General features: G+C 33.3%; 23 protein-coding genes and 1 riboswitch. Of the genes, 12 read left to right on the top strand and 11 right to left on the bottom strand.

Annotated elements, in window-relative coordinates:
• Positions 1–105: 105 nt before the first annotated feature.
• The 9 genes from B5D15_RS07870 to B5D15_RS07910 all read left to right on the top strand — a co-directional run bounded on the left by B5D15_RS07870 (position 106) and on the right by B5D15_RS07910 (position 10,930).
• Positions 106–891, top strand: coding sequence for a sugar phosphate isomerase/epimerase family protein (locus B5D15_RS07870; RefSeq protein ID WP_078696566.1), 786 nt, complete (start codon positions 106–108; stop codon positions 889–891).
• The gene (locus B5D15_RS07875; RefSeq protein ID WP_078696567.1) at positions 891–1,769 is read left to right on the top strand and encodes a ComEC/Rec2 family competence protein; all 879 of its coding nucleotides are present in this window, start codon (positions 891–893) and stop codon (positions 1,767–1,769) included. The genes B5D15_RS07870 and B5D15_RS07875 overlap by 1 nt, the downstream gene beginning before the upstream one ends.
• A 271-nt stretch (positions 1,770–2,040) precedes the next feature.
• The gene (gene tig / locus B5D15_RS07880; protein WP_078696568.1) at positions 2,041–3,333 is read left to right on the top strand and encodes a trigger factor; all 1,293 of its coding nucleotides are present in this window, start codon (positions 2,041–2,043) and stop codon (positions 3,331–3,333) included.
• Positions 3,334–3,369: 36 nt separating this feature from the next.
• Complete coding sequence (gene clpP, locus B5D15_RS07885) at positions 3,370–3,957, top strand: ATP-dependent Clp endopeptidase proteolytic subunit ClpP (protein ID WP_078696569.1); 588 nt, start codon at positions 3,370–3,372, stop codon at positions 3,955–3,957.
• A 16-nt stretch (positions 3,958–3,973) separates the two neighbouring features.
• Entirely contained in the window at positions 3,974–5,272 is a 1,299-nt protein-coding gene (gene clpX / locus B5D15_RS07890) for an ATP-dependent protease ATP-binding subunit ClpX (protein ID WP_078696570.1), read from the top strand.
• Between the two features lie 194 nt (positions 5,273–5,466).
• Positions 5,467–7,167: an ATP-dependent protease LonB gene (gene lonB / locus B5D15_RS07895; protein WP_078696571.1), complete on the top strand. Its 1,701-nt coding sequence runs from the start codon at positions 5,467–5,469 to the stop codon at positions 7,165–7,167.
• Between the two features lie 105 nt (positions 7,168–7,272).
• Positions 7,273–9,600 (top strand): endopeptidase La, encoded by a 2,328-nt coding sequence (gene lon, locus B5D15_RS07900; protein WP_078696572.1) that lies wholly within the window; start codon positions 7,273–7,275, stop codon positions 9,598–9,600.
• The gene (yihA, locus tag B5D15_RS07905; RefSeq protein WP_078696573.1) at positions 9,597–10,181 is read left to right on the top strand and encodes a ribosome biogenesis GTP-binding protein YihA/YsxC; all 585 of its coding nucleotides are present in this window, start codon (positions 9,597–9,599) and stop codon (positions 10,179–10,181) included. Before lon ends, yihA begins: the two co-directional genes overlap by 4 nt.
• 17 nt (positions 10,182–10,198) lie before the next feature.
• Complete coding sequence (locus tag B5D15_RS07910) at positions 10,199–10,930, top strand: CPBP family intramembrane glutamic endopeptidase (RefSeq protein ID WP_078696574.1); 732 nt, start codon at positions 10,199–10,201, stop codon at positions 10,928–10,930.
• Between the two features lie 349 nt (positions 10,931–11,279).
• On the opposite strand, the gene B5D15_RS07915 is transcribed toward B5D15_RS07910, so the two are convergent.
• The 10 genes from B5D15_RS07915 to B5D15_RS07960 form a co-directional block, all read right to left on the bottom strand.
• Positions 11,280–11,765, bottom strand: a complete 486-nt coding sequence (locus B5D15_RS07915; RefSeq protein ID WP_143287239.1) for a hypothetical protein — start codon at positions 11,763–11,765, stop codon at positions 11,280–11,282.
• Between the two features lie 31 nt (positions 11,766–11,796).
• Positions 11,797–12,177, bottom strand: coding sequence for a hypothetical protein (locus tag B5D15_RS07920; RefSeq protein ID WP_078696576.1), 381 nt, complete (start codon positions 12,175–12,177; stop codon positions 11,797–11,799).
• Between the two features lie 99 nt (positions 12,178–12,276).
• Positions 12,277–12,555, bottom strand: a complete 279-nt coding sequence (locus B5D15_RS15420) for a hypothetical protein (protein ID WP_078696577.1) — start codon at positions 12,553–12,555, stop codon at positions 12,277–12,279.
• A gap of 84 nt (positions 12,556–12,639) precedes the next feature.
• A complete protein-coding gene (locus B5D15_RS07930; protein WP_078696578.1) occupies positions 12,640–12,894 on the bottom strand; it encodes a hypothetical protein in 255 nt (84 codons plus the stop codon).
• A gap of 60 nt (positions 12,895–12,954) precedes the next feature.
• A complete protein-coding gene (locus B5D15_RS07935; protein ID WP_078696579.1) occupies positions 12,955–13,182 on the bottom strand; it encodes a hypothetical protein in 228 nt (75 codons plus the stop codon).
• Between the two features lie 29 nt (positions 13,183–13,211).
• Positions 13,212–13,442, bottom strand: a complete 231-nt coding sequence (locus B5D15_RS07940; protein WP_078696580.1) for a hypothetical protein — start codon at positions 13,440–13,442, stop codon at positions 13,212–13,214.
• A gap of 30 nt (positions 13,443–13,472) precedes the next feature.
• Positions 13,473–13,778 (bottom strand): hypothetical protein, encoded by a 306-nt coding sequence (locus B5D15_RS07945; RefSeq protein WP_078696581.1) that lies wholly within the window; start codon positions 13,776–13,778, stop codon positions 13,473–13,475.
• A 47-nt stretch (positions 13,779–13,825) separates the two neighbouring features.
• A complete protein-coding gene (locus B5D15_RS07950) occupies positions 13,826–14,083 on the bottom strand; it encodes a hypothetical protein (protein WP_078696582.1) in 258 nt (85 codons plus the stop codon).
• Positions 14,084–14,131: 48 nt separating this feature from the next.
• Entirely contained in the window at positions 14,132–14,332 is a 201-nt protein-coding gene (locus B5D15_RS07955; protein WP_078696583.1) for a hypothetical protein, read from the bottom strand.
• A 33-nt stretch (positions 14,333–14,365) separates the two neighbouring features.
• Positions 14,366–14,674 (bottom strand): hypothetical protein, encoded by a 309-nt coding sequence (locus tag B5D15_RS07960; RefSeq protein WP_078696584.1) that lies wholly within the window; start codon positions 14,672–14,674, stop codon positions 14,366–14,368.
• A gap of 224 nt (positions 14,675–14,898) precedes the next feature.
• Here B5D15_RS07960 and B5D15_RS07965 point away from each other — a divergent pair, with 224 nt between their 5' ends.
• Both B5D15_RS07965 and B5D15_RS07970 read left to right on the top strand, forming a co-directional pair.
• Positions 14,899–15,465, top strand: a complete 567-nt coding sequence (locus B5D15_RS07965) for a TetR/AcrR family transcriptional regulator (protein ID WP_078696585.1) — start codon at positions 14,899–14,901, stop codon at positions 15,463–15,465.
• A 90-nt stretch (positions 15,466–15,555) separates the two neighbouring features.
• Positions 15,556–15,676, top strand: a riboswitch (cyclic di-AMP (ydaO/yuaA leader).
• Between the two features lie 2 nt (positions 15,677–15,678).
• Positions 15,679–16,461, top strand: a complete 783-nt coding sequence (locus B5D15_RS07970; RefSeq protein ID WP_078696586.1) for a hypothetical protein — start codon at positions 15,679–15,681, stop codon at positions 16,459–16,461.
• A 102-nt stretch (positions 16,462–16,563) separates the two neighbouring features.
• Here B5D15_RS07970 and B5D15_RS07975 read toward each other — a convergent pair whose 3' ends face one another.
• Positions 16,564–16,740, bottom strand: coding sequence for a DUF1540 domain-containing protein (locus B5D15_RS07975; protein WP_078696587.1), 177 nt, complete (start codon positions 16,738–16,740; stop codon positions 16,564–16,566).
• Between the two features lie 106 nt (positions 16,741–16,846).
• Here B5D15_RS07975 and B5D15_RS07980 point away from each other — a divergent pair, with 106 nt between their 5' ends.
• Entirely contained in the window at positions 16,847–17,509 is a 663-nt protein-coding gene (locus tag B5D15_RS07980) for a radical SAM protein (RefSeq protein ID WP_179122227.1), read from the top strand.
• The last annotated feature ends 221 nt before the right edge of the window (positions 17,510–17,730 follow it).

Consider the following 17,730-nt stretch of genomic DNA (forward strand, 5'->3'; position numbering starts at 1 on the left):
ATAATATTTTGAACTTCGATTATTATGTTATCCATTATGAATAATTTTATACTATAAAAAAAGAATTTTTTAATAAAAAATACTGAGAATTTTTGGAGGAAATAAATGAAAGTTGGAATTTCTACTGCCTGTTTTTATCCTTCTGTAAATACAGAAGATACTCTAAAAATAATAAAGGATATTGGATTTGATTTATGTGAAGTATTTCTTGAAGCAGAATGTGAAACAGATTTTGATTTTTGTATGAATTTAAAGAATAAGGCAGATAATCTTGGAATAGAGATTTATTCGGTTCATGGATTTTCTGCAGCCTTTGAGCCTTATCTGTTTGATAAATATAGAAGAAGAAAGTTAGAGATGGAAAAAAGGTTCAGAGCTATGTGCAGTGCAGCACAGATATTTAATGCAAAGTGTTATGTATTCCATGGACTTAGAAAGACTAATGAAAAAATTGATTATGAGGAAATCTCAGAGAATATGGATTATTTATGCAGTATATCTGAAGAATATGGGATTAAAATTGCCTGGGAAAACGTTGCTTGGTGCAGAACAAGCGATCCATCCTTTATAAATGAAGTTTCAAGAAATATGAAAAATGATGTATATTATACATTGGATATTAAACAAGCTGTAAGAAGCGGAAAAAATCCTGTTGAATATTTGAATGTATATAATAACAAACTGATTAACGTTCATATTAATGATGCTGGATATGGAAACAGCTGCCTTCTTCCAGGAAAAGGGCAGATGGATTTGAAGGGAATAATACAACATGTCAGCAGCATTAATGAAGATATTCCTTTAATAATTGAGCTTTATAGAGAAAATTATGATACCTATGATGATCTTAAAAAAGCTAAAAAATATATTGAAGGATTGGAGGAAAAATAGTGAAAAGGTTTCTGCTTGTTTTATCTATAATATTCGTTGTATTGTTTTCTTCCTGCCTTGACAGCAATGATATTAACAACATTTCAGATTCTCCTTCTTCTCCTAAGGAGAACCAAAGAGGAGTTTTAACCATTTCTTTTATAGATGTTGACCAAGGTGATGCAATACTTATAAAAACGCCTAATGGAAAATTTGTGCTTGTAGATTCAGGATCACAGAATGAAAAGGAAAAATTTTTTAAATTTATATCAAGGCAGAATATAGAAATTTTTGATGCATTAATTGCAACACATCCCCATGAGGATCATATTGGAAATATGGATGAAATAGTTTCTAATTATAAAGTTTTAAATATATACATGCCAAAGGTAACATCTAATACAGCTACATTTCGCAGCCTTATGGAAGCCGTTAAGGATAAAAGTCTTAAAATAAAAAACGCATATAATGGTGTAAATTTTGATTTAGATGGAGTTAAGTTTGAATTTTTAGCTCCAAACAATTCAAGGTACGATGACCTTAATAATTATAGTGCAGTACTTAAAATTACCTATGCAAACAAATCATTTATGCTTATGGGTGATGCTGAAAAGTTATCAGAAGGAGAAATTCTAAAAAATAATGAAAATTTAAAAGCGGATGTAATTAAAATAGGACATCACGGCAGCAGTTCATCATCAGCTAAATCTTTTATAAGCGCTGTATCACCAAAATATGCAGTAATATCCTGCGGGAAGGATAATGATTATGGGCATCCCCACAGGGAAACTATAAAGCTTCTTAACGATTTTAAAGTAAATATTTTAAGAACTGATATGGATGGAACAATAATTTTTAGTACTGATGGAGAAAATATAAAAGTATTAACCAATAAATAGATTTCAAATGTTTAAATTATGTAGTAATAAGGGTATAATCAATATTAAATAAATATTTAATAACAAAAGTTATATTTAAAGCATATATTTTGATATAAAGCATCTTAAATCTGAAATAGTTAAGAATAATTTATTTCAATAAATGTCTAATACTTGAATATGTATTTTTACTATGGTATTATTACAATGTTGTATTGTATGAAATTAGAATTACTATTATATAATATGGGTTTTAAGGTAATACCCAGGGTTACGGATAGGAGGAAAATAAATGAATACAAAAGTAGAAAAATTAGAAAAGAACACGGTTAAATTGGAAATAACTGTTCCAGCTGAAAACTTTCAAGAAGCTTTAAAAAAATCATACAATAAAAACGTAGGTAAGTATAATATTCCTGGTTTTAGAAAAGGAAAGGCACCTATGGCAGTTATTGAAAAGTACTATGGAGTTGGTGTTTTCTATGAAGATGCTGTACAATTTGTATGCGATGAAACATATCCAAAGGCTATAGAAGAAAACGACATAACACCAGTAGATTATCCAGAAATAGATATAGTACAAATAGGTAAGGATACTGATTTTATATATACTGCAAAGGTTACTGTAAAACCAGAGGTTAAACTTTCAGAATATAAAGGTGTTGAAGCGAAGAAGGCAGAATATCCTGTAACTGAAGAGGATGTTGCTTCTCAGCTTAATTTAATGAGGGATAAGAATGCAAGAATTGTAACAAAGGAATCAGGAAAAGTAGAAAATAACGATATAGCAGTTATTGATTTTGAAGGTTTTATAGATGGAGTACCCTTTGAAGGCGGAAAGGGAGAAAACTATGAACTTACAATCGGTTCAGGAACTTTCATTCCAGGATTTGAAGAACAGCTTATAGGTGCTTCAAAGGGAGATACTGTTGATGTAAATGTTACTTTCCCAGAGGAATATCATGAAGAAACTCTTAAAGGCAAACCAGCTTTATTTAAGGTAACAATAAAGGAAATTAAATTTAAGGAACTTCCAGAGCTTGATGATGAATTTGCAAAGGATGTATCTGAATTCGATACTTTAGAAGAATTAAAGCAGGATATTAGAAAGAAACAGGAAGAAACTAACGCAAACAGAGCAAAAAGAGAATATGAAGATGAGGTTGTAAAGAAGGTTGTTGATGCATCAGAGGTTGAAATCCCTGATGTTATGGTTGAAAAAGAAATAGATTATATGATGAATGATCTTAATTATAGATTAAAATATCAAGGACTTGATATAAATCAATATGCTCAGCTTATGGGAACAACTGCTCAAGATATGAGAAAAGAATTTAAAGGAACTGCAGAGTACAGAGTTAAAAACAACCTTGTTCTTGAAGCAATCGCAAAGGCTGAAGGAATAAAGGCTGAGGATGAAGAAATTGAAAAGAGAGCCGAAGAAATAGCAAAATACTATGGAAGCAAAGACCTTGAAAAAATGAAGGAAGCTATATTAAAGACAGAAAAATCTATAATAGAAGAGGAAATTGTAAATAATAAGGTTATTGACTTTCTTGTTGAACATAGTAAAACTATAGAATAATTATTTAACTTTATTGGTAATTAGGGAGGGATTTTTATGAGTTTAGTGCCGATAGTTGTTGAGCAGACAAATAGAGGGGAGCGTTCATACGATATCTATTCAAGGTTATTAAAAGACAGAATTGTTTTCCTCGGTGATGAAGTTAATGATGTAACTGCAAGCCTTGTTGTAGCTCAGCTGTTATTCCTTGAAGCGGAGGATCCTGATAAGGATATATCATTATATATAAACAGTCCTGGAGGTTCTATTACTGCAGGAATGGCAATATATGACACGATGCAGTATATTAAATGCGATGTTTCAACTATCTGCATTGGTATGGCTGCATCTATGGGAGCTTTCCTTCTTGCTGCAGGTACAAAGGGCAAGAGGTTTGCCCTCCCAAACAGTGAAATAATGATACATCAGCCATTAGGTGGTGCAAGAGGTCAGGCAACAGATGTTGCAATACATGCCGAACATCTTCTTAGAATAAAGAAGAAGCTTAATGAAATATTAAGCGAAAGAACAGGGCAGCCTCTTGAAAAAATTGAAAGAGACACAGAAAGGGATAACTTTATGACTGCAGAGGAAGCAAAGGCGTATGGCTTAATCGACGAGATAATTATTAAGAAGAGTAAGTAAATTGAGGGGTGTAAAGATGCCAAAAATTGATGACAAGAAGCAGTTAAAATGTTCCTTCTGCGGTAAAACTCAGGATCAGGTCAGAAGGCTGATAGCTGGCCCAGGGGTATATATTTGTGATGAGTGTATAGAACTGTGTTCAGAAATAATTGAAGAAGAACTTGAAATAGATCAGGAACTTGATTTGACGGATCTTCCAAAGCCGAAGGAAATAAAGGATTTTCTTGATCAATATGTTATAGGTCAGCATCAGGCAAAGAAATCTCTTTCTGTTGCTGTTTACAACCACTATAAGAGGATAAACAATCCTAAACAAAAAAATGATGACGTTGAGCTTCAAAAGAGCAACATTCTCCTTCTTGGACCTACTGGTTCAGGAAAAACTCTTCTTGCTCAAACTCTTGCAAAGCTTTTAAACGTACCTTTTGCAATTGCAGATGCAACAACATTAACTGAGGCAGGGTATGTTGGGGAGGATGTTGAAAACATACTTTTAAAGCTTATACAAAACGCTGACTATGATATAGAAAGAGCAGAAAGAGGTATAGTTTATATCGATGAAATAGATAAAATAGCCAGAAAATCAGAAAATCCGTCTATAACGAGAGATGTTTCGGGCGAAGGAGTACAACAGGCACTTTTAAAGATTCTTGAAGGAACTGTTGCCAATGTTCCTCCACAGGGAGGACGTAAGCACCCCCATCAGGAGTTTTTACAGATAGACACTACAAATATACTGTTTATTTGCGGTGGAGCTTTTGATGGAATAGAGAAAATAATTGAAAAGAGAATGTATCAAAGTTCTATGGGATTTGGTGCTGATGTAAAGGGCAAACAGGATAAAGACATTGGGGAGATTTTAAAGAATATACTGCCTGAAGATCTTTTAAAATATGGAATGATACCAGAGTTTGTTGGAAGAGTGCCAATTGTTGTAACCCTTTCACAACTGGATAAAGAAGCTCTTATTAACATACTTACAGAACCTAAAAATGCTATTGCAAAACAATATAGGAAGCTTTTCGAAATGGATGGAGTAGAACTTGATTTTGAAAAAGAAGCTCTCGAGGCAATTGCTGATGAAGCTTTAAAGAGAAGGACAGGAGCAAGGGGTCTTAGAGCAATAATGGAAGAGCTAATGCTCGATGTTATGTATGAGATTCCGTCAAGAAACGATATAGAAAAGTGCCTTATAACAAAGGATACAGTCGTAAATAAGCAGCCTCCGACTATAATTATAGGAGAAGGCAATAGAAAAGGCGTAAAGAAACCTTCTAATGTTAAGAAAAAATTAAAGAGTGAAAGCGTTTCATAGTTAAAATAAAATTATTTTGAATTAGACTGAGCCTGCATACTGCAGCTGTTTTTAGATTAGGACTTTAACCTTCTGCAGTATGCGGGCTTTTATTTTATAAAAGTGTTTTCTATTATTTTTATATAGCCCCTTTTTTTTGAATATAATTCCAATCTTTGAGCATACTAAGATTGAAAAAAAAAGGAGGGGTTGTAATGTACGCTAGTCAGGTATTAGTAATTTTGAATTTAATCTTTACCGCCATAATTGGCATTTATTTTTATAACCTTTTAAAGGGACAGCAAAGCTCAAAGGTATACATAGAAAAGGAAAGCAAAAAAGAGCTTGATAAACTTGAAAAGATGCGAAGGATGGCCCTTACAGTACCGCTTTCTGAAAAAACAAGACCTGCATCCTTTGAGGAGATAATAGGTCAAGAGAGGGGAATTAAAGCATTGAAGGCAGCCCTATGCGGTCCTAATCCTCAGCATGTTATAGTTTATGGACCTCCAGGTGTTGGTAAAACTGCTGCGGCAAGGCTTGTACTCGAAGAAGCTAAGAAAAATCCTATATCGCCCTTTAAAAGTGAAGCTAAATTTGTTGAGGTGGATGCTACCACTGTAAGGTTTGATGATAGAGGAATTGCCGATCCTCTAATAGGTTCGGTACATGATCCTATATATCAAGGGGCAGGTCCCTTAGGAGTTGCAGGAATACCTCAGCCCAAGCCCGGAGCAGTTACAAAGGCCCATGGAGGAATACTTTTTCTCGATGAAATTGGAGAACTTCATCCAATTCAGATGAATAAGCTTTTAAAAGTTCTTGAGGATAGAAAAGTATTTTTAGACAGCGTATATTTCAGCTCAGAAGATCCTAACATTCCAACTCATATAAAAGATATATTTGAAAATGGGCTTCCAGCAGATTTCAGGCTTGTTGGTGCTACGACTAAAAATCCAGAAGATATCTCGCCTGCAATTCGTTCAAGATGCGTTGAAATTTTCTTTAGAGAATTAACAAACGATGAAATAGAGATAATTGCAAAAAATGGTGCTAAAAAAGGCGGATTTTCTATAGATGATAGTGCAGCCAAAATGGTTAGCCGCTATGCTACTAACGGAAGAGATGCGATTAACATAGTTCAGCTTGCAGGAGGCATAGCTATAAACGAGAATAGAAGAAATATAACAGTTGAAGATGTTGAGTGGGTAATAGAAAGCGGACATTATAATCCAAGACCAGAAAAGAAGATAGAACCACAACCTCAAATTGGATATGTAAACGGGCTTGCAGTTTATGGACCCAATATGGGTATGATTCTTGAAATTGAAGCTACCGCAATACCTCTTGAAAATTCAAATGGCAAAATAATGGTCACTGGTATCGTGGATGAGGAAGAAACGGGAACCTATGAGAAAAAATTTAGAAGAAAAAGTACATCAAGAGGTTCAGTAGATAATGTGCTTACAGTTATAAGAAAATATTTGAATGTGGATCCGAGAAAATATGATATACATATTAATTTTATAGGAGGAATACCTGTTGATGGCCCGTCAGCAGGAATAGCTATCACAACTGCAATTTATAGTGCTATTTCAGGGATTCCAGTTGACAACAGCATAGCTATGACTGGTGAAATCTCTATCAGGGGATATGTAAAACCAATAGGAGGTATTATGGCTAAAATTGAAGCTGCAAGAAAAGCAGGTGTAAAAAAAGTTATAATCCCCAATGAGAACTGGCAGGAAAGTTTTAAAGATATGGATATAGAGATTATCCCCGTTCTTAGGATTGAAGATGTTATAAATTTAGCTTTAATTAATAACAATAAGAAAACTATGATAACAAATATTAATGCCGAGTCAAGCATTGGAGTGCTTTCAGCACAGGGAATGGAACAAAAATTAAGCAGCTAAAGTGAATGCTGGCTGCAATTTTTTTTATTTAGTTGGAAAAATTCTCTTTATAATATATAATATTATAAGCTAACCTTAATATCTCTTTAGAGAGGAGATGAAATTATGGACGAAATTAAAAATAATATTTACCCTTTATTGCCTTTAAGAGGAATGACTATTTTCCCCCATATGGTACTTCATTTTGATGTTGGAAGAACAAAATCTATACTTGCCCTTGAAGAAGCTATGGTTAAGGATCAAATGATTTTTCTTGTAGCACAGAAGGATGTCAAGGAGGAAAATCCAAGAGAAGATGATATATATAGAATTGGATGTGTATCAAAGATAAAGCAGATATTAAAGCTCCCAGGAGACATGATAAGAGTATTAGTTGAGGGACTTTACAGAGCTGAAATTGAAGAGATTACTAAAGAAGAACCCTATTTTGAGTGTAGACTTTATATACATACCGAAAAGGAAAATGAAAAAACAGTAGAAGTTGAGGCACTAATGAGACAGGCTATTTCTCATTTTGAGGAATATGTAAATCAAAGCAATTCAATACCCGATGAAATATTATCAACCATAACTGACATTAAAGAACCTGGAAAACTTTCAGATGTTATAACATCCTATCTTATAATAAGCTTAGAACAAAGGCAGGAGCTTTTAGAGGCTGTAGATCCTGTATTAAGGCTTAAAAAATTAATTGAAATAATGTTTAGAGAAATTGATATATTAAAAATGGAAAAAAAGATAGGAATGAAGGTAAAACGTAAGATTGATAAGATGCAAAAGGAATATTATCTGAGAGAACAGCTAAAGGTAATTCAAGAGGAACTCGGAGACAGGGATAGTATTGAAGCTGAGGTTGAGGAATATAAAAATAAAATAAACAAAGCTAAGCTCCCTAAGGAAGCAAAGGATAAAGCTTTATATGAGCTTTCAAGATATGAAAAGCTTACAGTGGGATCTCCAGAAGGAGGAATAATAAGAACGTATCTTGACTGGCTTGTTGAGCTCCCTTGGGCAAAGGAAACTAAGGATATAGATGATATAGGGAAGGTTAGGGAAGTCCTTGAAAAGGAGCATTATGGTCTTGAAGATGTTAAGCAAAGAATACTTGAATATTTTGCTGTAAGAAAACTGAATAAGAGTATGAAGGGTCCAATACTTTGTCTTGTAGGCCCTCCAGGAGTTGGTAAAACTTCTATAGCACGTTCAATTGCTAATGCAATGAATAGAAAATTCGTAAGAATGTCCCTCGGAGGAGTAAGGGATGAGGCTGAAATAAGAGGCCACAGAAGGACCTATATAGGAGCTATTCCTGGAAGGATAATTTATAATATAAAGCTTGCAGGAACTAAAAATCCAGTTTTTCTTTTCGATGAAATAGATAAAATGAGTTCAGATTTTAGAGGAGATCCTGCTGATGCTCTTTTAGAAGTTCTCGATGCTGAACAAAACCACAGCTTTAGGGATCATTACCTCGAGATTCCCTTTGATTTGTCAAAGGTTCTTTTCATAACCACTGCAAACACAACCGATACTATACCAAGGCCTCTTTTAGACAGAATGGAAATCATTCAGATTTCAGGTTACACAGATGAGGAGAAATTTAATATCTGCACAAGATATCTAATACCAAGGCAGATAAAGGAAAACGGTCTTAAGGAAGATAATATATCATTAAGCGATAAGGCTGTAAAAGATGTTATAAGCTTTTATACAAGAGAATCAGGGGTTAGAAATCTCGAAAGAAAGATAGGCACGATTTGCAGGAAAGCAGCTATGGAAATAGTCGAGAACCCAAATAAAACTGTAAAAATAAATCAGAGCAATTTGCAAAAATATTTAGGAGTACCTCGCTATAAATATGAAGAAAAGGCTAAAAAAGATCAAATAGGAGTTGTTATGGGCCTTGCATGGACGGCATACGGAGGAGATACTCTTCCTGTTGAGGTAGTTCCTATGGCGGGAAATGGTAAACTCGAGCTTACAGGACAGCTTGGAGATGTTATGAAGGAATCTGCAAAAGCAGGATACAGCTATATACGTGCAAACGCCTCGAAATTTGGTATAGATGAGGAGTTCTATAAGAATACTGATATACATATACATGTTCCTGAGGGAGCAGTTCCAAAGGATGGACCATCTGCAGGGGTTACAATGGTAACTGCTATGGTATCAGCCCTTTCTAAAAAACCTGTAAGAAGTGATATAGCTATGACAGGGGAAATTACGCTTACAGGAAGGGTTCTTGCTATAGGTGGAGTTAAGGAAAAGTCTCTTTCGGCCTATAGAGCAGGTATTACAAATATAATACTTCCAGCAGAGAATAAGAAGGATATTGAAAAAATACCTGAAAACATAAAAAAGAAGATTAAATTTATATTTGCAGAAAGAATAGAAGAAGTATTAGATGCTGCATTAAAGGGTGAGGAAAAATGATTATTAAAAAAGCTGAACTTGCTGCCACAGCAGTGGCAGCATCTCAATACCCCAAAGAAGGATATCCAGAAGCAGCCTTTGTAGGAAGGTCTAATGTTGGGAAGTCATCCCTAATTAATTCCCTCTTAAATAGAAAATCCCTTGCAAGGATTAGCAGCGTACCGGGGAAAACGAGGACAATAAACTTTTATAACATTAATGATGAATATTACTTTGTTGATCTCCCAGGATACGGTTATGCTAAGGTTTCAAAGGAAGAAAAGAAAAAATGGGCAGGTATTATTGAAGGATATCTTTTTAATAGAAATGAGCTTAAGATTATATTTTTACTCGTTGATATCAGGCATGAACCAACTGAAGATGATAAGCTTATGCTCGAGTGGATAAAATCCAGCAATCATAAATTTGCAGTCATAGCAACAAAAAGCGATAAACTGTCAAAAAATCAGATGATAAAGAATATAAATATTATAAAAAAGTCTTTAATGCTAAGCGATGAAGATTTTTTAATACCTTTTTCTTCACAAACAAAACAAAATAGAGAAGAAATTTTAGATTTAATAGAGTCTATTAAATTATAATTATATGGGAGTTTTCCATGGGCAGGAATTTAAATTATATAGAAATCCTTAAAGCAGTTTCAATAGTAATTTTTCTTGCTCTTCCTCCATGGTTTGCCATGAGGAAGTATTTAAAAAATTATATAAGCAGAGCACTTCTTATTATCACTTTTATTGCGTATATTGCAGCTACAATTTTTACTCAAAATGTAATTCCTTTTATTGCTGTAATATTAACCTTTTATTTTGCGGTAAAAATGAAAGATAACGATGAAATGCTTTATTATTTAAGACCTCTTGAAAGCAAGAAAGAAGAAATTATATTGTATTCCTTTGCGTTTAAGTTTTTTACGATGATTATAAATATTTTTTTTGTCATGCTGCTTTATAAATTTGGAATAAAAGCTAAGGAACAGGATATATATAATATATTTCTAAAGTCAGGCTGGGGTCAAACCATACTCCTTGTTATTATGACAGTTGTTACTGCTCCAATAGTTGAAGAGTTTGTTTTCAGGCATATATTATACAGAGGATTTAAAAAGAAGATAGGAAATGTATTTTCTGCTATTTTAAGCAGCTTATTGTTTACGCTTTTACATTTTAACATTGCAGGTTCGATTTCATATTTTGCCGTAGGTATTTTTAACTGTTATCTATATGAAAAGTATGGATATAGGGCAGCGGTTATAAACCATTTTGTATTTAATTTCATTTCTGTGCTTATGATTATTCTTATGAAGGCTTTTAAGCTGCCTAACGTGGTATAGTAGAGCATAAATCTGCACAGCCAATCTTATTCGCTTGTTAAGAAGCTTTAAGCCTTGCTTCCTTGAAAATTAAGAACTTTTGGAACTCGCTGCGCTCAAACAACCAAAAGTTCTATTATTTTCTGCGTCATCAAGGCAAAAGCTTCTAAAACTTGCTTTATATTGTCTTTAGCAGATTTATGCTCTTAAAAATAATGGAAAAAGGTAATCAGACCATAAATCTGTACAGACAATCTTATTTAATGCATCAAGAAGTTTTAAGATAGGGCTTATATTTGTAAAAAGGCCCATGGATTGCTTAAATTAAGCAGTCTATGGGCTTTATATAAATTTGATTGTTTTTAGAACTTTAACGTTTCTTTTTAGGTGTAGCTTTATCAAGGACTCCCTTTAGCCTCAAAAAATTTATTATATCATCAATCATCTTGCACTTATCCTCAGGGAGGAAGGGTTTTAAGGAATTAAGAACCTCAACCCTTATATCTCCCTTTTTGTTTGACGGCATCGAAATATCTTGAGGATTAATACCCATGCTTTGAAGCATAGATGAAACCTGATTCATATCTACATTATTAAGCATTTCAGATATGGATTGAGGATTGCCTTTTGTTAGATTTTCCACAGATTGTTTTATATCGCTGCTATTTTTTCCTGTAAGATTAGAAAGCATTGAAGACAGCTGATTTATGTCAACGTTATTCAGCATTCCAAGCAGGGATGATAAGTCGAAATTCATAGGCAGATTTGGCATATTGTTTTGATTAGCATTTGGATATTGATTATACTGCTGATTTTGATTAGGACTTTCTTTTTTACTTTTATGATGATGTCCCATTATTTCACCCCTTTCAAAGGATAACATCGTTTTATTCTTCTTTGTTTTCAGTTTCTAAGTCTTCATTTTTATTTAATTTTTGAATAAGAAATAAAAGTGCAATGATTAATACTGTAAATAATATGTTGTCTTGCGAGTTTGAAGAATAGCTGTTAAAAAATCCAAAGGTGTTTTCGGCGCAATTATTATTTTGACAGCAATCCTTATTTAAAGATTCTGCTTTGATATTTTTTGAGTGTTTCTTATGTTTTTTTCTATTTTTATCCCATTCACAGCAGGGGCTATAATATGGACATGTACTATAGGTATTATTATTGAAACTGTATAGGGAAGAGATGATAAGTATCAATAAAATTATGTCTATATAGTTTTCATCAATATTAAAATTGCTTAATAAATCGCTGTAATTCATGCTATCCCTCTTAAAAGCTATAGATTCTAATAATAATGTATTCTAAATTCAAAAATCTGTTACAAAAAAATAAAGGAGGAATAAATCCTCCTTTATTTTTTAGCATCCTCCCATTATGCCTTTACCGCATCCGCAGTATACAAGAAGGAAGAGAGCAATTATAAAGAGTATGCCATTGTCTATTAATCCTCCAAAGAACCCGCCGTCGTCATCATCGTCATCGCAGTCATGGGATTTTTTCTTAGAAAATTGAAGTACTACAAGTATAAGGATGATTAGAGTCCATGGATTGCTGTAGTTGCATCCGCAGCCCATACCTCCACCGTATGATGGATATGAGTATACAGGCTGGCAGCAAGCATAATGTTTCTTTGACATTTTAAAATCCCCCTTTACTTCTTAAATAATATATTTTTAAAATATAATGTAGGGCTATTTGTAAGGGGAAAAATTCCCCTTACATTAGCAGTCGTATTTCATAAGGCCTTTGCCGCATCCGCAGTACATAAGAAGGAAGAGAGCGATTATAAAGAGTATGCCGTTGTCTATTAATCCTCCGCACCAGTCATGACCTTTCTTGTTTGAAAATTGGAGAACAACGAGTATCAGTATGATTAATGTCCATGGGTTGCTGTAGTTGCATCCGCAGCCCATGCCTCCACCGTATGATGGATATGAGCATGCAGGCTGGCAGCAAGAATAATGCTTCTTTGACATATAAAATCCTCCTTTACTTCTTAATGATATTATTTTTTTTAACTTCTCTATCTTTTATCATTAGTACTTTCCACAGCCGCAGTATACAAGAAGAAAAAGAGTTATTATAAAGAGTATGCCATTGTCTATTAAGCCTCCGAAGAAGCCCTCATCATCACAATCATGGTCTTTCTTATTAGAGAATTTTAATACTATTAATATAAGGATTATTAGGGGCCATATATTATTATAGTTACATCCGCATCCGGTTTGAGGATAGCAGCAATATTCATAATGTTTCTTTGACATATTGATACCTCCTTAAAAACATATAAATTTTAATATTTTTTACAGCTGCAGTTTATAAGAAGGAATAAAGTTATAATATAAAGGATGCTGTTATCTATTATCTGCTTATCTTTATGCCTGCCATTACTTCCAAATTGGAGAATTACTAAAATCAATATACACAGGCTGTAGATATTAAAACTTTCACCATAACATTCATACATATCCGAAGGCTTTTTATATTCACAGCAGCATCTTGTAAATCTATGTCTTCTTGACATTTTATCTCCTCACTTTCAATAAAATTTTAGTTAATCCTCATCGCGGGTATTTTGTGAACCAAGGAGAAGCAGTAGAGCAAGTATTAATATAATGAATAAAACATTTCCTCCAAGGCCGCTCTGAGATGAATACTTGTTAAAGAAACCGAATTGGTTACAGCCATCTGAGCCAGTTGATGCTCCTGCTACTCCTGGATTAAAATATACGAGGTTTCCTCCAGAAGGATTGCTACTAGAACCGCCAAGAGCAGGAATAACTAATAATAGCAGCAGGAGTATTAAAATAAAGTTATTTCCTTTTCCGAAGTTTTTTCCAAAGATATTATTAAAATCCATACTTACACCTCACTTTATTTTATATCTGTGAGCAATTTCAATTAGATTTAAGATTCTAAATTTCCATCCTGATGCAAAGTTTCTATATCATCGTTTATTTTTGAATTGTCTTCTTCATCTATAGTACTGAAGGTTTTTATAATATCATCGATTATAATCTGCTTATCATCAGGTAGAAAGTCCTTTAGGACATTTAATATTTTTATCCTTTCATCGTTTTGTCTTAATCTTAGATTTTCTGCATAGGGATTTATATTAAGGCTTGATATTAACTTTAAAAATTGATGTACTTCATTTTCCTTCATATATTTCACCCCATTTTGCACTATGTAATGGGGGGAATCCCCCACTTATTAATCATCGCAGCAGTCATGATGATCGGGCTTATTGCAGAAGCAGAGGAAGAAAAGTATTACTAAAATCCATATCCATAAATTGCTGCCAGATCCAAAGGTATTGCAGCTTCCAATTGCGCCAGGATTAAAGCATGGGCTGCAGGGATTAAACTGATTAGGCGGGCAGCATTTATAGTATCCACAGCATGAACGTGACATTATATTTCCCTCCTTAATAACGATAGATATTTATTAGTCACAGCAACAATCTTTATTATCTTTTTTATAGAAACAAAGTATGAATAATGCTATTAAAAGTATCCAGAAAAATGAATTTCCTCCGCCTTGAGGATAGTAGCAAGGGTTGCAGCAGCCGCATTTATCTGTACTTTCGGGGCTTACTCCTGAAGGTGAGAGGTTTGCAGGGTTAAAGCATCCAAAGTTAAAACCACATACACTTGTATTTCCGTAGCCGAATATAATTACAAGCACAAGTAAAACAACAATTATCGTGTTTGTATTTAAATTATCTTGATTTAAAAGGTTTCTAAAAGTATCCAAGTCTACAGCCCCCCTTCATTACCTATATTTTTTCTGTCGAATAATGTTAACTTTTCTAATAATAGTGTATGAACTTGGAGTAATAAGGTTACAAATTATTTTTATAAAATCGAAATTTGAAAAATAGAAAAAATAAATTATAAATAATTAAATTTATTGTACTATGTTGTACAAACTCCAATTTTGTGTAATAATCAAATTATATTGATATAGGGGTGGTGTAGATGAATAAAACTAAGAAACTTATATTTGATGCTTCTATAAAAGCTTTTTCAAGGAAGGGATTCCATAAATCAACAATGGATGAGATTGCTGAAATTGCAGGAGTTGCAAAGGGTACATTATACTACCATTTTAAAAGCAAAGAAGATATTTTTAAATTTATAATAGATGAAGGGATAAGGCTTATTGCAGACGAAGTAAGGGACAGGACTGAACATCTTTCTAATCCATTAGAAAAAATTGAGGCAATATGCAGGGTACAGCTTGAACTAATTACGGATTATTTTGAATTTTTTAAAACCATGTACAGCCAGATGTGGGGAGATGAAGAAAGACAGAATCAGCTAAGAGAAGCACTATCTAAGTATTTTAATGTTATAAGCGAGTATTTTAGAGAGGCCTCAAAGGAAGGATATATAGATAAAGAAAAAATCGACCTTATTCCCTATAACTTTTTTGGTATTATGTCATCGGTTATCGTTTACAGCCTTTTGCATAGCGATATTAAGGTATCAGAGATTTCAGATCTTTTCGTGGATATTGCAATGAACGGAATTGTACAAAGATAATAAAATTGAATTTATTGCATTTTATGATATAATGTAACAAAAAAAACCTGTTCCATTTTCTCGATTCTTTATGTATAATATAGTAGACAAGTTATTAAAAAGCCGAATGCATTATGCAGCGGGGGATAAACTTTGGGGTGAATCCTTTATGGTAGGGACTCTCTCTTCCCGAACCCGTCAACTAACCTCGTAGGCAAAAGAGAGGTGTTTATTATGAAAAAAAACTTACCAATCCTTCTTGGCATACTGTTTGGCTTGTTTTTAAGCACGCTGTCAGCATACAGCTTTGAAGAGAAAAGCTCATCAAAAACTGCTGCTATAAATAATAATTCAATTAAGGAAACGGTCAGTGAACCAGTTGCTATGACAAGGCTGACATATACAGCAAAAATAGCAGCAGAGAATCAAACAGCTGCCAAAGAGAGTACATCAGAGAATAAAAACGTATCTGCTAAAGCAAAGAGTACAGTTTCTAAAACAAAAACATCAACTACAAAGGTATCATCTAATAAATTAAAACCAGTTACTAAGGGAGAAGTTCTCGACTGGTGGAAATCTGCGAGGTATACCTTTAGAATAGGAGATGTAGCAAAGGTTACGGATATCAAGACCGGGAAAACATTTAAAATAAAAAGAACTATGGGTTCAAACCATGCAGATTGTGAGGCCTTAACAAGTAAGGATACACAGATTATAAAAAGCATATGGGGCGGTTTTACATGGGATGTTAGGCCTGTAATTATTAGTGTAAGAGGCAGGAACTTAGTAGCCTCTATGAGTGCTATGCCCCATGCCGGAGTGGATGCTGCACCAGCATATAAGGTAGTAAGCAACCGCTCAGGGGGATACAGCAGAGGAGAAAACCTTGATGTTGTTAAAAACAATGGAATGAACGGCCATTTTGACGTGCACTTTTTAAACAGCACGAGACATAAGGATGGAAAAGAAGATGCAAGACATCAGGCAGCAATAGCTTGGGCTGCTAAAAGAAAATAAAACAAATAAAAAAAGGCTGTAACTAAGTAATTAGTTTACAGTCTTTTTTGATAAAGAAACTTCTCTGAAAGCATTTTAAACTGATTATGAGAAGTTTATAAATTATTTGTATACAAGAAATGGATGCTCATCCTTGGGTTTGAAGGTTTTGCAGCTCGTTCCTTCGCTGCTGTTTGCGAATCCATCTCCTACAGGGTTTATGTCTACATGATTTGCTGTACAAAGATTGTTGCTGTTATAGACGCAGTTTGATACGGTACATTTTAAATTTTCAACCATCACAATACCTCCTTGAGTTTATTTTTCCGCTTTATTAAATTAATATTCAATTCGCGGATATTGAGAATATGTATAAAATATGTTAATATATGGTAGAGGTGTTGGGATGAACGGTATGCGTTTTATAGTTACCTATAACTGCAATTTTTCCTGCAGCAGCTGCAGATATAAGTGCGGACCGTATAAAAAGGGAGTTATGGATTCAAATATTTTTAGAAATAAAGCTCTTAAATTATATGAAGAAGGATATAAGGATTATCTTATAATAGAAGGAGGAGAACCCTTTCTGCATATTGGAACTATATATAAATATTTGAAAAAGATTAAAAACATAGACTCCAAAAAATATATTATAACAAATGGTTTTTGGGGTAAAATGGATACATATCTTTATTCTCTCAGTGATTTAAAAGAAATGGGCCTTTATGGAATAATAATTGAATATGACTATTTTCATTCCGCATTTATTGATATTTTAACTATAAAAAGTGCCATAGAAAAAGCGCTTTTAAACGGACTTAATATATCTGTAAGAGCAGCCTTTTTAACGAGGGATATAAGTGTTAAGGCAGATATTATAACCTTTGAGTATATAAAAGAAATAAGAAAAAATTATAAAAACATAGGATATATATTCGAAGATGCAAATTTTAAAAAGCAAAGTCTATTAATAAAACCCAAAAGTGCCATAAGAGAAAAGGTGATATTCTATAATGATTTTAAAGCATCTAAAAAGAGTGATGCAGCTATATGTAAATTGGACTCGTAATGTATACAAAATGGCTTAATGGATTAATGTATACAAATAGATGTTAATATAAAATTAAAATGTATACAAGTACTTTTGCATAATTATATTTATAAGAGCCAAAGGCTCTTTTTTTATTACCTTTTATTAGATAAATACAGAAAAAAGCAGCTCTTTAATATATAATCTGTCTATATCAGAAATGAATGAATATTTTGATGATATTTGGTATAAAGTTCAAT

The organism is Caloramator quimbayensis (genome assembly GCF_900167605.1).
Taxonomy (GTDB): domain Bacteria; phylum Bacillota; class Clostridia; order Clostridiales; family Caloramatoraceae; genus Caloramator_B; species Caloramator_B quimbayensis.